The sequence below is a fragment of the Collinsella sp. LCP21S3_C7 genome (genome assembly GCF_052118485.1).
GTDB lineage: Bacteria > Actinomycetota > Coriobacteriia > Coriobacteriales > Coriobacteriaceae > Collinsella.
Genome location: NZ_JBQKHC010000002.1, coordinates 35,927 through 51,405, shown reverse-complemented (window position 1 = coordinate 51,405; position 15,479 = coordinate 35,927). Strand labels below are relative to the sequence as shown.

Below are 15,479 nucleotides of genomic sequence, written 5' to 3'. Positions count from 1 at the left end.
GTTAACCGTAAATGGCAACTAAGTCTATTGAAACTGAGGCCACCGAGGTTCGCGCCGTCGCTAAGTACGTGCGTGTTTCCCCCAGCAAGGCCCGCCTGGTGGTCGATCTGATCCGCCGCAAGCCTGTCGCTCAGGCCTTCGACATCCTCCACTTCTGCGACCGCGCCGTCGCCGTGGATGTCGAGAAGGTTCTCCGTTCCGCCGTTGCGAACGCCGAGAACAACAACGGTCTGCGTGCCGACAACCTGGTTGTCGCTGCTGCCTATGTTGACGAGGGTCCGACGCTTAAGCGCATCCGTCCCCGCGCCAAGGGTTCCGCTTCTCGCATTCTGAAGCGTACTTCCCACATCACCGTCGTCGTTGCTCCTCGAAAGGAGGCGTAAAGCTGTATGGGTCAGAAAGTCTACCCCACCGGCTTCCGTCTTGGCATCACCGAGAACTGGCGCTCCCGCTGGTTCGCAGAGAAGGATTACGCTAAGACCCTCGGTAACGATCTCGAGATCCGCAAGTACCTCGAGAAGCGTCTCTCCCGCGCAGCTGTCTCCCGCGTCGAGATCGAGCGCGCTGGCGACAAGGTGAAGGTCATCATCTTCACCGCTCGCCCCGGCGTTGTTATCGGTAAGAAGGGTGCCGAGATCGATACCCTCCGTACCGAGCTCGAGAAGGTCGCTGGCGTCTCCAAGGGCCAGCTCTCCGTCGACGTTGTCGAGATCAAGCGTCCCGAGCTCGACGCCAACCTCGTTGCTCAGTCCATCGCTGAGCAGCTCGAGGGCCGCGTTGCCTTCCGTCGCGCTATGCGCAAGGCTGTCCAGTCCGCCCGCAAGGCCGGCGCCAAGGGCATCCGTATCCAGTGCTCCGGTCGTCTCGGCGGTGCCGAGATGGGCCGTCGTGAGTGGTACCGTGAGGGTCGCGTGCCTCTGCACACCCTCCGTGCCAAGATCGACTACGGCACGGCTGTCGCCAGCACCACCATGGGTGCCTGCGGCGTGAAGGTCTGGATCTACCTGGGCGAGAAGCTCCCGGGCCAGCCTGTTCCCAACCCTGCACTCGAGGGCTCTTCCCGTCCTCGTCGTCGTAACTCCGAGAGGAGGGGTCAGTAGTGCTTGCCCCTAAGCGTATTCTTCACCGCAAGGTGCAGCGTGGCTCCATGAAGGGCCAGGCCAAGGGTAATACCGAGCTGCATTTCGGCGAGTTTGGCATCCAGGCTCTCGAGGCCCATTGGATCACCAACCGTCAGATCGAGGCCGCTCGTATTGCCATGACCCGCTACATGAAGCGTGGCGGTCGTGTCTACATCACGATCTTCCCCGATAAGCCCATCACCAAGAAGCCTGCCGAGACTCGCATGGGTTCTGGTAAGGGTAACCCCGAGGAGTGGGTGGCCGTCGTCAAGCCCGGCCGCATCATGTTCGAGGTCAAGGGTGTTCCCGAGGAGGTCGCTCGCGAGGCTCTGCGTCTTGCGCAGCACAAGCTCCCCATCAAGACCAAGATCGTTGCTGCCAAGAACGCCGAGCAGCGCATCGAGAAGGAGATGGCTGAGGAGGCCGCTCTCGAGACCAAGTGGGCTGCTGAGGACGCCGCCGCCGCCAAGGAGGAGAACTAATGAAGCCCGCAGAGATTCGTGAGCTCTCGGACGCTCAGCTCGTTGAGAAGCTGAAGGAAATGCGCGCCGAGCTCTTTAACCTTCGTTTCCAGATGGCCACCAGCCAGCTGGACAACACCGCTCGCGTCAACACCGTGAAGAAGGACATCGCTCGCGTCCTCACGGAGCAGCGCGCCCGCGAGATCGCAGCGGAGAAGTCCGCTGTCGCCGAGTAGGACCTAAGGAGAGAACATGACTGATTCGCGTAACTCGCGTAAGGTCCGTACGGGTGTCGTTACCTCCGTCTCCGGTGCCAAGACCATCGTTGTCACCATCACCGAGCGCAAGCGTCACCCCAAGTACGGCAAGATGATGACCAGCTCCAAGAAGCTGCACGCTCACGACGAGGAGTGCACGGCTGGCGTGGGCGATACCGTCCGCGTTATGGAGACCCGTCCTATGTCCAAGATGAAGCGTTGGCGCCTCATCGAGGTCGTCGAGCGCGCTAAATAAGCAGTCGCTCTTACGACTTGTACGTTTCCGAAGATGTGCGTATGCCTGGCTTGCATACCACGGGCCGCATAAAGGCTGCGCACCTCTCTTCGGTTCTTAGTTCGGAGGAACATCTACCATGATTCAGATGCAAACCATGCTGAACGTCGCCGACAACTCCGGCGCTCGCAAGATTCGCTGCATCAAGGTGCTTGGCGGTTCCAAGCGTCGTTATGCAGGCATCGGCGATGTGTTCATCGGTGCTGTCCAGGAGGCTACTCCTGGCGCCAACGTCAAGAAGAAGGACGTTGTCCGTTGCGTCGTCGTTCGCACCGTTAAGGAGATCCGCCGCAAGGATGGCTCCTACATTCGCTTTGATGATAACGCCTGCGTTGTCATCAACAACGATGGTTCGCCCGTCGGCACCCGTATCTTCGGGCCCGTCGCTCGCGAGCTTCGTGACAAGAAGTACATGAAGATCGTCTCGCTCGCTCCCGAGACCCTGTAGTTAGGGGAGATATATGTATATCAAGAAGGGCGATAAGGTCCAGGTTCTCTCTGGTAAGGATCGCGGCAAGCAGGGCGTTGTCCTGCGTGCTCTCCCTGCCGAGAACAAGGTCGTTGTCGAGGGCGTTTCGGTCGTCAAGAAGGCCGTCAAGCCCAACGCTGCCAACCAGCAGGGCGGCATCGTTTCGCAGGAGGCTCCCATCGATGCCTCCAACGTCAATCTCGTTTGCCCCGAGTGCGGTAAGGTTACCCGCGTCGGTCACGAGAAGGACGGCAAGAACAAGCTGCGCGTCTGCAAGAAGTGCGGCCACAAGTTCTAAGCTGCCCGCAACATCTAAGTTGCTAGCAAAGGCCCGGATGCCACGGCACCCGGGCCTTTTTCTATCCCTACTCATTGGGGACAGACTCATTAGGGACAGACATAAATGAGTGGCCATACTCATTGGGGACAGACATAAATGACTGGTCGTTGGGGACGTTCTTTAACGGCTGGTTGATGGGGACAGTCTTGCCACGAAAGCGTCGTACGGGGAACGCCCCAGGTTTCGGCAGCCTGGGACAGTCCCTATGTGCCGGCAGTTAGGGATGGTCTTTTGATGTCTGATGCCCCTAGGGGGCAGAGTAAGACAGCCTGCTTTCCTTTAGGGGTTTTGGTGTCCCGCCTTTTTCTGCATCATAACGATCGATGCATGCGTATTTACGCACAGAGTCTTGCGCGATAATGCGTATAGCCGCGCAAATATCTGCTAATTATTGTTAATAATGACCGATAAACAAATAAACACGCAAATACAAGCAAATGCGCGCAAATTTGTGCGAATATAAGGCTGTTGGAAATGAAGAACTTCCGGTGACTCAGGAGGCACATGATGACAGATTCCAAACAGGCTCCGCTCGACGCCGAAGCCGCCGCTAAGGCGGCGTTTGCCTCGGTCCAGGATCAGCCGTTCCCTAACGACATCTTTACGGCTCCCGAGCTTCGTTGGGCCGTGATCGGATGCGGCGTTATCGCCAATCAGATGGCCCAGTCTCTCGCCCTTGCCGGTCGCAAGCTTGCGGGCGTCGCCAACCGCACGCTGTCCAAGGCCCAGGCTTTTGCCGAGCAGTATGGCGTCGAGAAGGTGTACGAGACGGTTGAGGACCTCTACGCCGATCCCGACATCGACGCCGTTTATATCACCACGCCGCATAACACGCATATCGCCTACCTGCGCGCCGCTCTGGCAGCTGGCAAGCACGTGCTCTGCGAGAAGGCCATCACCCTCAACTCCGCCGAGCTCGACGAAGCACGTGCCATCGCCGACGAGCACAACGTGGTCCTTATGGACGCCACCACGGTGCTCCACATGCCCTTGTATCGGGAGCTGCGCCGCCGCATGGATGCCGGCGAGTTTGGCCGCATGAACCTCGCTCAGCTCAACTTTGGCAGCTACAAGGAATACGGCGACCTGACCAACCGTTTCTACAATCGCAACCTTGCTGGCGGTGCCATGCTCGATATTGGCGTGTATGCCCTGTCCGTCATGCGCCTCTTTATGGCAAGCCAGCCTGTTGAGGTCGTTTCGCTCGGCAACACCTGTGAGACCGGCGTTGACGTTGCGGGCGGCATCGTCTGCCGTAATGCCGAGCAGCAGCTGGGCGTGGTGAGCCTTACGCTCCACTCCAAGCAGCCCAAGCGCTCGGTCATCAGCTTTGACAAGTGCTATATCGAGGTCAACGAGTATCCCCGCGCCGATCACGCGACCATCGTGTGGACTGCGGACGGGCACCGTGAGGAGGTCCACACCGGCACCGAGGCTTACGCCCTGTGCTACGAAATGGCCGACCTGGAGAAGGCCGTTGCCGGCGATGATTCGAAGCGCGAGCTTCTGGATTATGCTTCTGATGTCATGGAGCTCATGACCAAGCTCCGCGCCGACTGGGGAGTCGTGTACCCCGAGGAGGAGTAAGCGATGCTTGCGGAGGATAGGCTCAACGCGATCGTGTCGATGGTCCAGCAGGCTGGCTCGGTTACTGTGCAAGAGCTTGCCGATACCCTGGGCGTAACGGCGTCTACCATTCGGCGCGACCTGCAGACGCTCGATCGAGCACACCGTATCGCCAAGGTCCACGGCGGAGCGACGAGTCTTGAGCGCGCACACGTGACGCGCGACCTAACGCTCAATGAGCGCAGCGACCTCCATAACGACGATAAGGAGCGTATCTGCGCCCGCGCCGCGGCGCTGGTGGAGCCCGAGAGCTTTGTATACATCGATTCGGGCTCGACGACGCTCAAGCTCATCGAGCATCTTCCACACCTTGAAGATGTCACCTATGTGACCGATTCCGTGCTCCATGCTCAGCACCTCGCTTTGCGCGGCATGCGTACCGTGGTACTAGGCGGCGAGCTCAAGCCCGAGACCGAAGCACTCGTTGGCCCCGATGCCTTGGCAACCTTAGACCGCTACAACTTTAACTGTGGCTTTTGGGGTTCTAACGGCATTGCCGCCGAGCAGGGCTTCACGGCGCCCGATATCGAGGAGGCGCAAGTAAAGCGCATCTCGATGCGCCATACGGCCAAGCGCTTTGTAATCTCGGACGCCAGTAAATTTGGCATGGTGGCGCCCGTCAAGTTCGCGGACTTTCGCGACGCAACGATTATTACCGCAGGCGAGGTGCCCGCCAAGTACCGGGCAATGGACAACGTCATCACGGTCTAGCAAGCAGGAGCAGGCCAAGGCCAAAACCGTCACAAAGGTGCCTGTCCCCATTGTGGTGGTTTGTAACGAAAACCGAGTAGTTTTCTCAATAGAAAAGCGGCAACGTCCATCACAGGCGTTGCCGCTTTCGTTATCCGCCGGTTTGTCTAAGTCTGTAACAACTGGACCGTTAAAAGTGGGTTAGATGTTACAGATTGAGATACTTCCGAACCGCGCCATCCCTTTGTCTCAATCTGTAACATCTGGGATCGATTTTGCCGAGTTATTGTTACAGATCGAGATTTTCCTTAGAGGGGGATTTGAATGTCTCGATCTGTAACAGATAGACCGGAAAATGGGTTCTAACTGTTACAGATCGAGATGTTTTGGGGCCGCGGCTGAGCCATCGTGGCGGCTTGACGTTTGCCCAGATAAAACCTGCCAAAATAAACCTGTCCCTTTTTGGCAGGTTTTAGGGCTCCCAGGGGCAGGGGGCTTCGATGTGGATGTGCTCGCCGGTTACGGGATGGGTAAAGGATACGCTGTGGGCGTGGAGCATGAGGCCACAGGGGCGCGGCGTTCCGTACAGGTCGTCGCCAACCAGGGGATGATGCTCGCTTGCCAGGTGCACGCGGATCTGGTGTTTGCGGCCGGTGAGCAGCTCAACATCGATATACGAACGGGCGGGCAGGCCTCGGCGGCTCTTAAGGCGCTTGAGCACCTTGACGCGTGTCTGCGACGGCTTGCCGCTGGCGCCGACGCGCATCTTGCGGCTATCGTGGCGATCGCGGGCGATGGGCTTGTCGATGAGCTTTTCGTTCCAGTCGATCTTGCCCTCGGCGAGCGCCAGATAGTGCTTTTCAAAGGCGTGGTCGATCACCATCTGGTCAAAGGCGGGCTGCGTCTGCTTGTCGAGCGAGAACAACACCACGCCAGTGGTGTCGCGGTCCAAGCGGTTGAGCGGCTGCATGTCGGTCGCGGCAAAGCCGTCGCCCATCGCCAGCAAAAGGTCGCTGGCATAGTCGGTAAGCGTGCGCTCGCCGGTGCCGTCGCCGTGGACGATCATGCCGGCGGGCTTATCGATGGCCATGAGCCAGGCGTCGCAGTAGAGGACTTGAGGTTCTTCGTTCACGTGTAAGCCTTTCGGTTAGCTAATTCCCACAAACATGCAGCCCGAAGTGGCGCCGCGCAGGCGGGCGGCGGGCTTACGGCCGGCCTGCGCGGCCTCGACGGCTCGACGGACGCGTGCGACGGCGCGGCCAATCTCATCGGCCTCGAGCAGGGTTCCGTCGACCATGAGACGGCGCACGCCGGCGTCGAGCAGCTGTGGAACCTGCGGTGTGAGGTCGATGGGGTAGGCGTCGTACAGGCGCGAGCGGCCGTGGATGTCGGTGCGCACCGGCATGACCTTGCCGTCGATATTCTTGAGCGACAGCTTGCGGGCGCGCAGGCGGCAGTGGGCGCAATCGTGGATGCAGCCATTGGCCACCTGCAGGATGCAGTGCTCGCTCGTCATAACGCGCGGGCGGCCGAAAACGGTGATGCCCAGGGCCGCGGGCGCGGAGGTGCCAAGCGAGATAATCTCGTCGAGCGTGATCTCGGGCGAGAGCCAAAACGCCCCGGCTCCGCGCTCGGCGAGTGCCTCCATGCAAGGCGTGTTGTGCACGGGCAGGCAAGAGCGAATCTCGGCCGTGGCACCAACCTGGGCGGCCAGGGCAAGCTCAGAGATGTTGCCAATAGCGACCGTGGCACCGGCAACGACCCACGGGTCGACGCGCGCGTGGTCGACGGCGCGGCAGACCTCATCGAGCACGGGAACAATACCCTGCTCAAACGCATCGGCGGGGGAGAGCTCGGCCGCATCGAGCGCGTCGGTGGTCATGTAGATGCGCGCGGCTCCCTCCGCGCGCGCTGCCTCGGCGGCCTCGAGTGAGGTGACGGTGGCGCAGATCTGCGGCTCATCGCGGTAGTGCTCGGGCGCGGGGCGGGAATCACTGGTGACAATCGCCGGCAGCTCGAGCGTGTGGGCGCGCTCCTCGTAAGGCGCCAGAATGGCCTCCTCGAGCGCCTTGCAAGCGGCGGCGCGCACTTTGTGCACAGCGGAGAAGCCCATGCCACAGCCCTCATCGAGCGCCACGTCAAAGCTCGCGGCCTCAAAGGGCGAGGAGCCCATGCGGCCCACGTGCTCCACCAGATCGGATGCCTCGACGGCGCGGGTCTTGGCGGCCTCGACGGTAAAGCCGGTGGCGGTGGCGGTGAGCGTGGGGTCGTCGCAGCAGGTGAGCGTGACGGTAAACGGCTCGCCCAGACGCGCCGCGACGGACACGTCTACGGCGCGGCGGCGTAGCACATCGCGCTTGAGCGCGGCGCCGGCAGCGTCAATGGCGCGCTGGCTGCGAATCACACGAACGCGGCAGCCCTCGGGCATGCTGCGGGGCACGTGGCACTCGATGATGTCGCCGGCGGCGGCATCATCGGCGGCGATGGTAGTCAGGAACTGATCGAACTCGTCGTCGTGGCGAAGTTCCAACAAGTCGCCCTTGCCCACGGGCTCAAACAGCTCAATGCGGGCGATGGCGGCGCGGCGACGACGGTCGTCGGGTTTGAGCCCGCGCACGTCGCGGTTGGCCATACGGCTGCCCAGCACCGTGCCCACAATCTGGCCGCGGTTGTTGGAGCGCTCGTAGCTCATCATCTCGTCGCCCGAGGTGCCGTCCTGATAGGCGTGCGTAAAGTCGCGGTTAAAGCAGCGCTTGAGTTGGCGCTGGCGAGCGGCGTCCTCGTCCTTATCTACGACGGCCCCGGCCAGCATGTCATCGATCTGATGACGATACACATCGACGATGGAGTACACGTAATCGGGCGCCTTCATACGGCCCTCGAGCTTGAGCGATGCGGCGCCGGCGTCATACAGGCGGCGAACAAGCTGTGAAGTGTTGGTATCGCGCGGGCATAGCGCGCGCTCGCGACCGGCAGGGGAGAGCGAGTGGCCGTTCTCGTCAATTAGCTCGTAAGGCAGGCGACAGGGCTGGGCGCACATGCCGCGGTTGGCCGAGCGGCCCGCCATGGCAAAGCTCGAGAGCAGGCACAGGCCCGAGTAGCAAAAGCAGATGGCGCCGTGGCTAAAGACCTCCAGGTCAACGTCGGGCGCGGCGTCGTGGATGGCGGCAATCTCGTCGATGGAAAGCTCGCGCGAGAGGGTCACGCGGTCGGCGCCCTGCTCGTGGCACCAGATGGTTCCACGGTCATCGTGGATGTTCGCCTGGGTCGAGATATGGGTCTCGATGCCGGGCATGGTGCGCTTGACCTCAAAGAACAGGCCCCAGTCCTGGATAATGAAGGCGTCGGCGCCCAGCGTGGAGCAGCGATGGATGAGCTGCAGCGCATCGCTCATCTCGGACTGCTTGATGACGATGTTGACCGTGACGTAGACGCGCGACCCGGCCAGGTGTGCAGCGCGGCAGGCCTGCTCAAAGGCCTCATCGGTAAAGTTGGTGGCCTTGCGGCGGGCGTTGAAGCTGCCCATGCCGCAGTAGATGGCGTCTGCCCCGGCGGCGAGCGCGGCGGCAAAGGGCTCCGGGCCTCCGGCGGGGGCCAGAAGCTCGGGCCTGCGGTTGGTGGTTCGGCTGGCGGTTGCGGTCATATCCTGCCTTTCAAAATGCTCAGATACACAAAAGTATAGTGGCGCCGTCGCGATGGGCGATGCCCGCAGCCTAAGCAGGACAAAGTCTTCAGCAGCCTGGGCTGGCTGACCCCGTGGAGAACCGTTCAGCGGTTCGGGGAAACCGCTGGGCGATAAAATATTATCGCAATCTGATAATTATCTTGCATCTGGCAAAATCATCCCCTACTATCCCAATCAAGCGCGGTGTTCAGACCGAACTGTGCCTCCCGGTGCGAACGCCGCGCTCACGCTCTCTATTTGATCGTAAGGAGAAAAACATGAGCAAGACCGTCGTGTCTTCCGATAACGCGCCCGCAGCCATCGGCCCGTATTCCCCCGGTATCCAGACCGGCAACATGGTGTTCCTGTCCGGCCAGCTGGGCATCGATCCCGAGACCGGTAAGCTGCCCGAGGGCATCGAGGCCCAGGCCAAGCAGTCCCTCGCCAACGTCGAAGCCCTGCTGACCGCTGCCGGCGCTACGTTTGCCGATGTCGTCAAGACCACGGTCTACCTGGCTAACATCGCCGACTTTGCCGCCGTGAACGAGATTTATGCCTCCAAGTTTGAGGCCCCGTTCCCCGCGCGCAGCGCTTTCCAGGTTGCCGCTCTTCCGGCTGGCGGTCTGGTCGAGATCGAGGTCGTCGCCGCTCTCTAAGGCGTTGGCAACAACTAAACATGACATGCAAAAAGACCCTGCAGCGCGTGTGAGCTGCAGGGTTCTTTTGTCACGTGGCGGATCGCTCGTGGGGCCACCAAGGGTAGTCTTTTTGGGACGGGGCCATTTTAGCTACCCCTATATGCAGGATTGATTTTACTTGCGGCTCATCGAAATCGCGGGCAGAGGGAGGGTAGCTAAAATAGCCCCGTCCCAAAAAGACTGCCCGCGCTCCATTTTGCTCGTTAGCCTTCCTTGCGGACTTTTTGCAGGTAGCGGTAGACGCTGGGCTCCGAGATGCCCAGCGCGGTGGCAGCGCAGGCAACAGCGCCCTTGAGCATAAATACGCCGTTGCCGTTAAGGTGGCGAATAACGTCCACGCGATCGGCCTGCCCAAGCGAGGCGACATCCTGGCCGTGGCTTTCGAGCAATTCGGAAATGCTGCGGTCGATGAGCTCCTGCGTGGACTCCGAAAGGCGTTCGATCTCGATGGGGGAGGGCTCCGCCTGCCTTGGCACGGCGTCGAAGCAGGCCATGAGCTGCTGAGCCATGGCGTTGATGGAGCGTACCGTGGAAAGATCGGTGTTGACACAGAGCATGCCGACGATCTCGTTATCCTCGCGAATAAAGTACGATGCGGATTCCAACGCCTTGCCACCGGCACCGCGCCCCTCGTAGCCCGTAGTAAACGGCAGGTCGCGATACTTGGGATCGTGCATGATCTTGAGTGCCAGATCGGTGGCGGGACCGCCGACCTTGCGGCCGCTCACGATGCCGTTGCGGATATCGACGATGGCGTGGTCGGGATCCGAGAAATCGTGCAGCACGATTTCGCTGTTTTTGCCGAGTATCTGCTCCAGGAAATCGACCATCGGCAAAAAGCGACGTATAGTCTCGTTCACGGGCAACTCCTTTGGATGAAATCGGAAGTTTCATAACAATTTTTTCTCATGGTAACACGGTGTCTATTGACTCGTATATTCGCAGGTACATTGCGTAATACAGACGAACGGTAGGATTTTGGCGGTAAGCGGTCGACCAAAAGAAAAGTTAGATGTTATTTTGACCAGACACTTTCCTGACCTGCGGAAATGCGTTGTCTCAGCTGAAAAATAGTCTGATAACAAAAAATTATTATTGAGAATGAGAAAATTCTTTAATACGATATTCACCGAAGGCACAACCTCAACCCCGCACTGCGTCACAATAGAGCGCTAGATGCGAAAACAACTACTTCGAGGATTGGTGGTCAAATGGCCCAGGAGACGGTTACGAACGGCACTGAAGCCCTGTTCACTCGCGAAGGCATGCCGCCCGTTAAGGAAATGATTCCGTGTGCCCTTCAGCACGTACTGGCATCGTTTGCCGGCATCATTACCCCGGCGGTCATCATGGCCGGCGTCTACGGCTTTAACAGCCAGCAGAGCACCGACATCATTCAGGTGGCGCTCATTCTTTCGGCAATCGACACGGCCCTTCAGGCCTTCGCTCCTTTCCGCCGCATCGGCGGCGGCCTGCCCATCGTCATGGGCGTCTCGTTCGCGTTCCTGCCGGCCCTGCAGGCCATGGGTGCCTCGGGCTTTAGCTTTGGTGCGCTGCTGGGCGGCGAGATTGTCGGCGGTGCCGTCGCGGTCCTCTTTGGTCTGGCCTACAGCAAGATTAAGTGGCTGTTCCCGCCCGTCGTGACCGGTACGGTCATCTTCTCCATCGGCGTCTCCCTGTATCCCACGGCCGTCAAGTATATGGCTGGCGGTATGGGCACGCCGCTGTGGGGCACCCCGCAGGCCTGGTGCGTCGCTCTTATCACCTTCGCCGTGGTCTTCGCTCTCGCCAACTTTGGCAAGGGTACGTTCAAGCTGGGATCTGTGTTCTTTGGCATGATCGTTGGCATGATCGTCTCCATCCCCTTTGGCATGATCGACTTCTCTAGCGTCGCCACCGCTCAGGTCTTCGCCCTTCCCAAGCTCATGCCCTACGCACTCGAGTTTGATCCCGAGGTCTGCATTACCCTCGCCGTCGTGTTCCCCATGGTTGCCATCCAGGTTATCGGCGATGTCTCCGCCGCCTGCCTGGGCTCCATCGACCGCATGCCCACCGAGCGCGAGCTCTCCGGCGCTATCGTGTCCCAGGGCCTCACCTCTATGGTCGGCGGCCTGCTGGGCGGTCTTCCCACCAGCGCCCTTGGCCAGAACGTGGGCATCATCTGCTCCAACAAGGTCGTCAACAAGTGGGTCTTTGTGATCATCGCGTCCGTCTTTGCCATCGCCGGCCTGTTCCCGCAGCTTTCTGCCGTCCTTTCCGCTATCCCGCAGCCTGTCATCGGCGGCGCGACCGTCGGCGTCTTTGGCACCATCACCATGAACGGCGTGCGCATGTTCACCCGCGAGGGCCTTACGCAGCGCACTACCACCATCGTCGGTACCTCCGTCGTCTTTGGCCTGGGTATCTGGATGGCCAGCGGTTGCCTCGCCGGCGAGGGTATGCCCACCTGGGTGTCCACCGTCATCGGCTCCAATGCCGTAACCCCCACCGCCATCATGGCCATCGTGCTCAACCTGATCCTTCCGCAGACGCCGGTCGTGGCTCAGCACATCGATGCCGCCAAGGATGCCGCTGTGGATCTGGTCTTGCCCGAGAGCAAGAAGTAACCAATTTGGTGCTATTCGTCGGCGGACACATCGCCTCGTCCGCCGACGTCACGAGGCGCCAAGCCGCACTTCAAAGGGTTTGTCCCGTGGGTAAAATAAGGCTGACGGCAGCCCAAGTGGTGAAGAGCTGGGCAGTGTCGTTGTTTAGATTAAGGGGTCGATGCCTTAACGGCGTCGACCCCTCTTTTTATGCTTCGGACGCTGCTTGAGTGCCTCGGAAAGTCCGATGAGCGCTGTGAGGAGCGAGACCAGAGCGGTCAGGAGCTTCCGGAACGGTCCGTGTGCGGTGGTGTACCGCCCCTTTTGCGTGCGCCGCTTGTCGAATTACGTTATAGCTAGCTATATTATCGGAAAGTATAATATAGCTAGCTATAACGTAAAGGAAGCTGAGGGTCCGTCCTGTGTTGTTGGTGACGGGGCTTTGCCCGATCGCGTGGTCTTTAGCATTTGCGGTTGAGTGCTCCGTGGATGTTGAGTGGTGGCTGGAGTAGAGCGACGAGTTGAGCGAACGCAGGAGCGGGCGCCGAGGCCTCGTTACTGAAAATTCATTTGTTAAACCTGGCAACCGTGGGTAGAATGAAGTCGACGGCAGCCCAAGGGTGATAGCTGGGCAGCGCCGTTACTTAGTTCAAGGCGTCAATGCCTTAACGGCGTCGACCCCTCTTCTTTTGCTTCGTACGCTGCTTGAGTGCCTCGGAAAGTTCGATAAGCGCCGTGAAGAGCGAGACCAAAGCAACCAAGAGCTCTACGAGCTCTGATGGGCCCGGGATGACCTCTGATTCAAGTCACCGGGCCTCAATCTTTTTCATGCATCTGAATAGAGCGGGCGACTCCCTTGGGGCCGCCTGCATGGCGTGTGCTTGGCGCATGGCATTGCGCCCCGCTTTCATGTCCGCACGGGCGCCTATCCTTACGGCAATGTAGCCGCCTATGTAGCAAGCGGCAGGCAACGGAGAAAGGCCATGACCGTGTCAGCTGAAAAGACGCCGGGTATCTCGGCTATCGATACGACGAACTTTGCGCGACAGATCGTGCTGGACTTTGAGTTTGCGCCGGTGCCAAAGCAGCGCCAGCGCCGTGGGCTGCGCAATGAGATTATCGAGGTCGGCGCCGTTAAGCTCGATTACCACGGCAACGTTATGGGCGAGTTCTCGCAGTTTGTGCAGACAGAATTAACCGAAGGCGTTGCGTATCCCGTCCGCGAGCTCACAGGGATATCGGCCGTGGACACCGCGATGGCCGATCCGCTCCATGTGGTGATCAAAAGGCTCAGCGATTGGATCGGTCGCTACTCCGCCCAGGTGGTTTGCTGGAGCGGGACGGACCGTCGACAGCTTTTAACCGAGTGCCAGGCAAAGCGCATCGACCTTTCCGCATTTCCTACGGACTGGGCCGACCTGCAGGCGTTTTACACCTCGATCATGGACGTGGGCAGCCATGGGCGCGTTTCGTTGGGCGACGCGGCGATGTGGTTTGGCATCGAGTTCGACGAGTCGACGGGTCACGCCCACAGCGCCCTTGCCGATGCGCGCGTGACCGCCAAGCTGCTCAAGCAGGTGATGGACGGGGACTATCACGTGAGTCCGCGCGCCCAGGAGATCCGCCAGCGGTGGGGGATGGGCGAGCGAGCCGAGACGCGCCTTTCCAGCAAGTGCCCCGAGCTGGGCGACCTGCTGCTGAAGCTGAAAGCGGAGGGGAGGTAGGTGAGGGCAATTAGAGCTGATGGGTGTGGAGCGCGGAGTGGACTAACGGTGCTAAAGTCCATTTGATAGACGTGCCACACTGGACAGACTGTCAGTCGATGATTCCGGGAATAACCCCTGATTCACTCAAGTCGAGGGGGCTAGCTCTGCGTCTATGGGAGCTTTCAGATCAATGAAGAGCTCGCTGCCAGGCGATGGGGGCGCGCTGTAGAGTGGCGGCGTGTTGCGATTCAAGAGAGTGCTTTCGGTAGAGAGCGGTCCGTCCGGCATATCGAGGAGTGTGTAACTTAGCTCTTCGATAGTCTGCTCGACAAGATGCCCTCGTACTTGTTGATGAAATGTTCTCTATCGCCTTGTGCGTGTTGAAAGAAACTGCAGCACATCAAATAACGCACACCGCCTGATAAGCGGCAAGCGCTGCCGCTCATGAATGGTCTTATGGCGCATGCCTTGGGTTATTTGTTCATTTAAGTTTTGCCATAGTAGAATGCCGAAAGTTAGATTGGAGTGGAATGGCCATTCGGTATATAGGTTCTAAGGCTCGGCTGGCAGACGCAATTCTGGATACGATTGGCGATCCTTCAGGCAATTCATTTCGTTTTGTTGATGCTTTTTGCGGAACTGGAATCGTTTCAAAGGCTGCTGCGCTTCGAGGCTGGAGCGTAGTGGAAAACGACTCATTGCTTTCTTCAGCTTATCTTGCGGATGCCGCCCTTTTGTGTGAGGGCGATCTTGATTTTTCACAAGTTGGTTCGTATGAGACCGCAGTTGCCAAACTGAATAACCTGCAGCCTATTGAGGGTTTTATTTGGAAGACATATAGCCCAGCATCGATTAATTTTTGCCCATATGAACGTCGCTATTTTACTGAGCGCAACGCGGGCAAGATAGATGCTGTACGCAACCAGATATCTCTTTGGCACGAAGGCGGCTTAATCGGGCCATCTGAAAATTGCTTGTTAGTCGCTGACCTCCTTGAGGCTGCTAGTGGAATTGCCAATATCGCCGGAACGTATGGCTGTTTTTTAAAAAAATGGACCCAGCAATCACAGGGGGAGCTTGTAATTAAGGAGCGAGATCTTATGCCCCAGTGCGTAGTGCACAAAATGTCTGTTGGGGATGTTTTTGACATAAAAGTGGGGCAGCACGATGTTGTATACCTTGATCCACCGTATACCAAGCGTCAGTATGCCTCTTACTACCATATCCCGGAAACAATCGCCTACCATGATGAGCCGTCTGTAGAAGGCGTCGCCGGCTTGCGTCCTTGGAAGCACAACGCGTCTCCTTTTTGTTATAAATCCAAAGCGCTTCAGGCTATATATGATTGCGTTAATGGGCTGTCTGCTGATCGCATTTACCTTTCATACAGTTCCCAGGGGCATGTTGAGCTTAGCGAACTTGTCAATTGTCTAGTTGAGCTTGGGGGCGTCAGACTGCATAGCCTCGGTGAAATTGGAAGGTATCGGCCAAATAGGGTCGCTGCCAGCAAAGAGGCCGTAGTTGAGGAATACCTTATCGAAGTGGATAAAGCTCCAGGGGACTAGTT

The 15,479-nt window shown here is 59.1% G+C and carries 15 protein-coding genes and 1 pseudogene; 13 read left to right on the top strand and 3 right to left on the bottom strand.

Features of this window, described 5'->3' with window-relative positions; all coding sequences use genetic code 11:
* Positions 1-11 precede the first annotated feature (11 nt).
* From rplV to ACTQ1E_RS01520, 9 genes and pseudogenes are all read left to right on the top strand, one after another.
* Positions 12-383, top strand: a complete 372-nt coding sequence (gene rplV, locus ACTQ1E_RS01560) for a 50S ribosomal protein L22 (RefSeq protein ID WP_006235036.1) — start codon at positions 12-14, stop codon at positions 381-383.
* A 6-nt stretch (positions 384-389) separates the two neighbouring features.
* Positions 390-1,100, top strand: coding sequence for a 30S ribosomal protein S3 (rpsC, locus tag ACTQ1E_RS01555; protein ID WP_154514689.1), 711 nt, complete (start codon positions 390-392; stop codon positions 1,098-1,100).
* A pseudogene (gene rplP, locus ACTQ1E_RS01550) lies at positions 1,100-1,516 on the top strand (50S ribosomal protein L16); the annotation flags it as partial. The gene rpsC and the pseudogene rplP, both read left to right, overlap by 1 nt.
* An 86-nt stretch (positions 1,517-1,602) precedes the next feature.
* The gene (rpmC, locus tag ACTQ1E_RS01545) at positions 1,603-1,818 is read left to right on the top strand and encodes a 50S ribosomal protein L29 (RefSeq protein ID WP_006235039.1); all 216 of its coding nucleotides are present in this window, start codon (positions 1,603-1,605) and stop codon (positions 1,816-1,818) included.
* 16 nt (positions 1,819-1,834) lie between these two features.
* Positions 1,835-2,095, top strand: a complete 261-nt coding sequence (gene rpsQ, locus ACTQ1E_RS01540; protein WP_006235040.1) for a 30S ribosomal protein S17 — start codon at positions 1,835-1,837, stop codon at positions 2,093-2,095.
* Positions 2,096-2,213: 118 nt separating this feature from the next.
* On the top strand, positions 2,214-2,582 hold the full coding sequence (rplN, locus tag ACTQ1E_RS01535) for a 50S ribosomal protein L14 (protein WP_117734331.1): 369 nt from the start codon (positions 2,214-2,216) through the stop codon (positions 2,580-2,582).
* 13 nt (positions 2,583-2,595) lie between these two features.
* Complete coding sequence (gene rplX, locus ACTQ1E_RS01530) at positions 2,596-2,901, top strand: 50S ribosomal protein L24 (protein ID WP_006235043.1); 306 nt, start codon at positions 2,596-2,598, stop codon at positions 2,899-2,901.
* A 549-nt stretch (positions 2,902-3,450) separates the two neighbouring features.
* The gene (locus ACTQ1E_RS01525; protein WP_441564442.1) at positions 3,451-4,530 is read left to right on the top strand and encodes a Gfo/Idh/MocA family protein; all 1,080 of its coding nucleotides are present in this window, start codon (positions 3,451-3,453) and stop codon (positions 4,528-4,530) included.
* Between the two features lie 3 nt (positions 4,531-4,533).
* Positions 4,534-5,280, top strand: coding sequence for a DeoR/GlpR family DNA-binding transcription regulator (locus tag ACTQ1E_RS01520; RefSeq protein ID WP_427717633.1), 747 nt, complete (start codon positions 4,534-4,536; stop codon positions 5,278-5,280).
* 451 nt (positions 5,281-5,731) lie between these two features.
* Here the strand turns inward: ACTQ1E_RS01520 and ACTQ1E_RS01515 are convergent, their stop codons facing one another.
* Complete coding sequence (locus ACTQ1E_RS01515; protein WP_441564441.1) at positions 5,732-6,391, bottom strand: RluA family pseudouridine synthase; 660 nt, start codon at positions 6,389-6,391, stop codon at positions 5,732-5,734.
* A gap of 15 nt (positions 6,392-6,406) precedes the next feature.
* Complete coding sequence (locus ACTQ1E_RS01510) at positions 6,407-8,902, bottom strand: DUF3656 domain-containing U32 family peptidase (protein WP_441564440.1); 2,496 nt, start codon at positions 8,900-8,902, stop codon at positions 6,407-6,409.
* Between the two features lie 299 nt (positions 8,903-9,201).
* Here ACTQ1E_RS01510 and ACTQ1E_RS01505 point away from each other — a divergent pair, with 299 nt between their 5' ends.
* Positions 9,202-9,579, top strand: a complete 378-nt coding sequence (locus ACTQ1E_RS01505) for a RidA family protein (protein WP_441564439.1) — start codon at positions 9,202-9,204, stop codon at positions 9,577-9,579.
* 245 nt (positions 9,580-9,824) lie between these two features.
* Here the strand turns inward: ACTQ1E_RS01505 and ACTQ1E_RS01500 are convergent, their stop codons facing one another.
* Positions 9,825-10,481, bottom strand: coding sequence for a helix-turn-helix transcriptional regulator (locus ACTQ1E_RS01500; protein WP_441564438.1), 657 nt, complete (start codon positions 10,479-10,481; stop codon positions 9,825-9,827).
* A 351-nt stretch (positions 10,482-10,832) separates the two neighbouring features.
* Here ACTQ1E_RS01500 and ACTQ1E_RS01495 point away from each other — a divergent pair, with 351 nt between their 5' ends.
* From ACTQ1E_RS01495 to ACTQ1E_RS01485, 3 genes are all read left to right on the top strand, one after another.
* Positions 10,833-12,227 carry a uracil-xanthine permease family protein gene (locus ACTQ1E_RS01495; protein ID WP_441564437.1) on the top strand — a complete coding sequence of 465 codons (1,395 nt, stop codon included), beginning with the start codon at positions 10,833-10,835 and terminating at the stop codon, positions 12,225-12,227.
* A gap of 962 nt (positions 12,228-13,189) precedes the next feature.
* On the top strand, positions 13,190-13,930 hold the full coding sequence (locus ACTQ1E_RS01490; RefSeq protein WP_441564436.1) for an exonuclease domain-containing protein: 741 nt from the start codon (positions 13,190-13,192) through the stop codon (positions 13,928-13,930).
* Between the two features lie 512 nt (positions 13,931-14,442).
* Entirely contained in the window at positions 14,443-15,477 is a 1,035-nt protein-coding gene (locus ACTQ1E_RS01485; RefSeq protein WP_441564435.1) for a DNA adenine methylase, read from the top strand.
* Positions 15,478-15,479 lie beyond the last annotated feature (2 nt).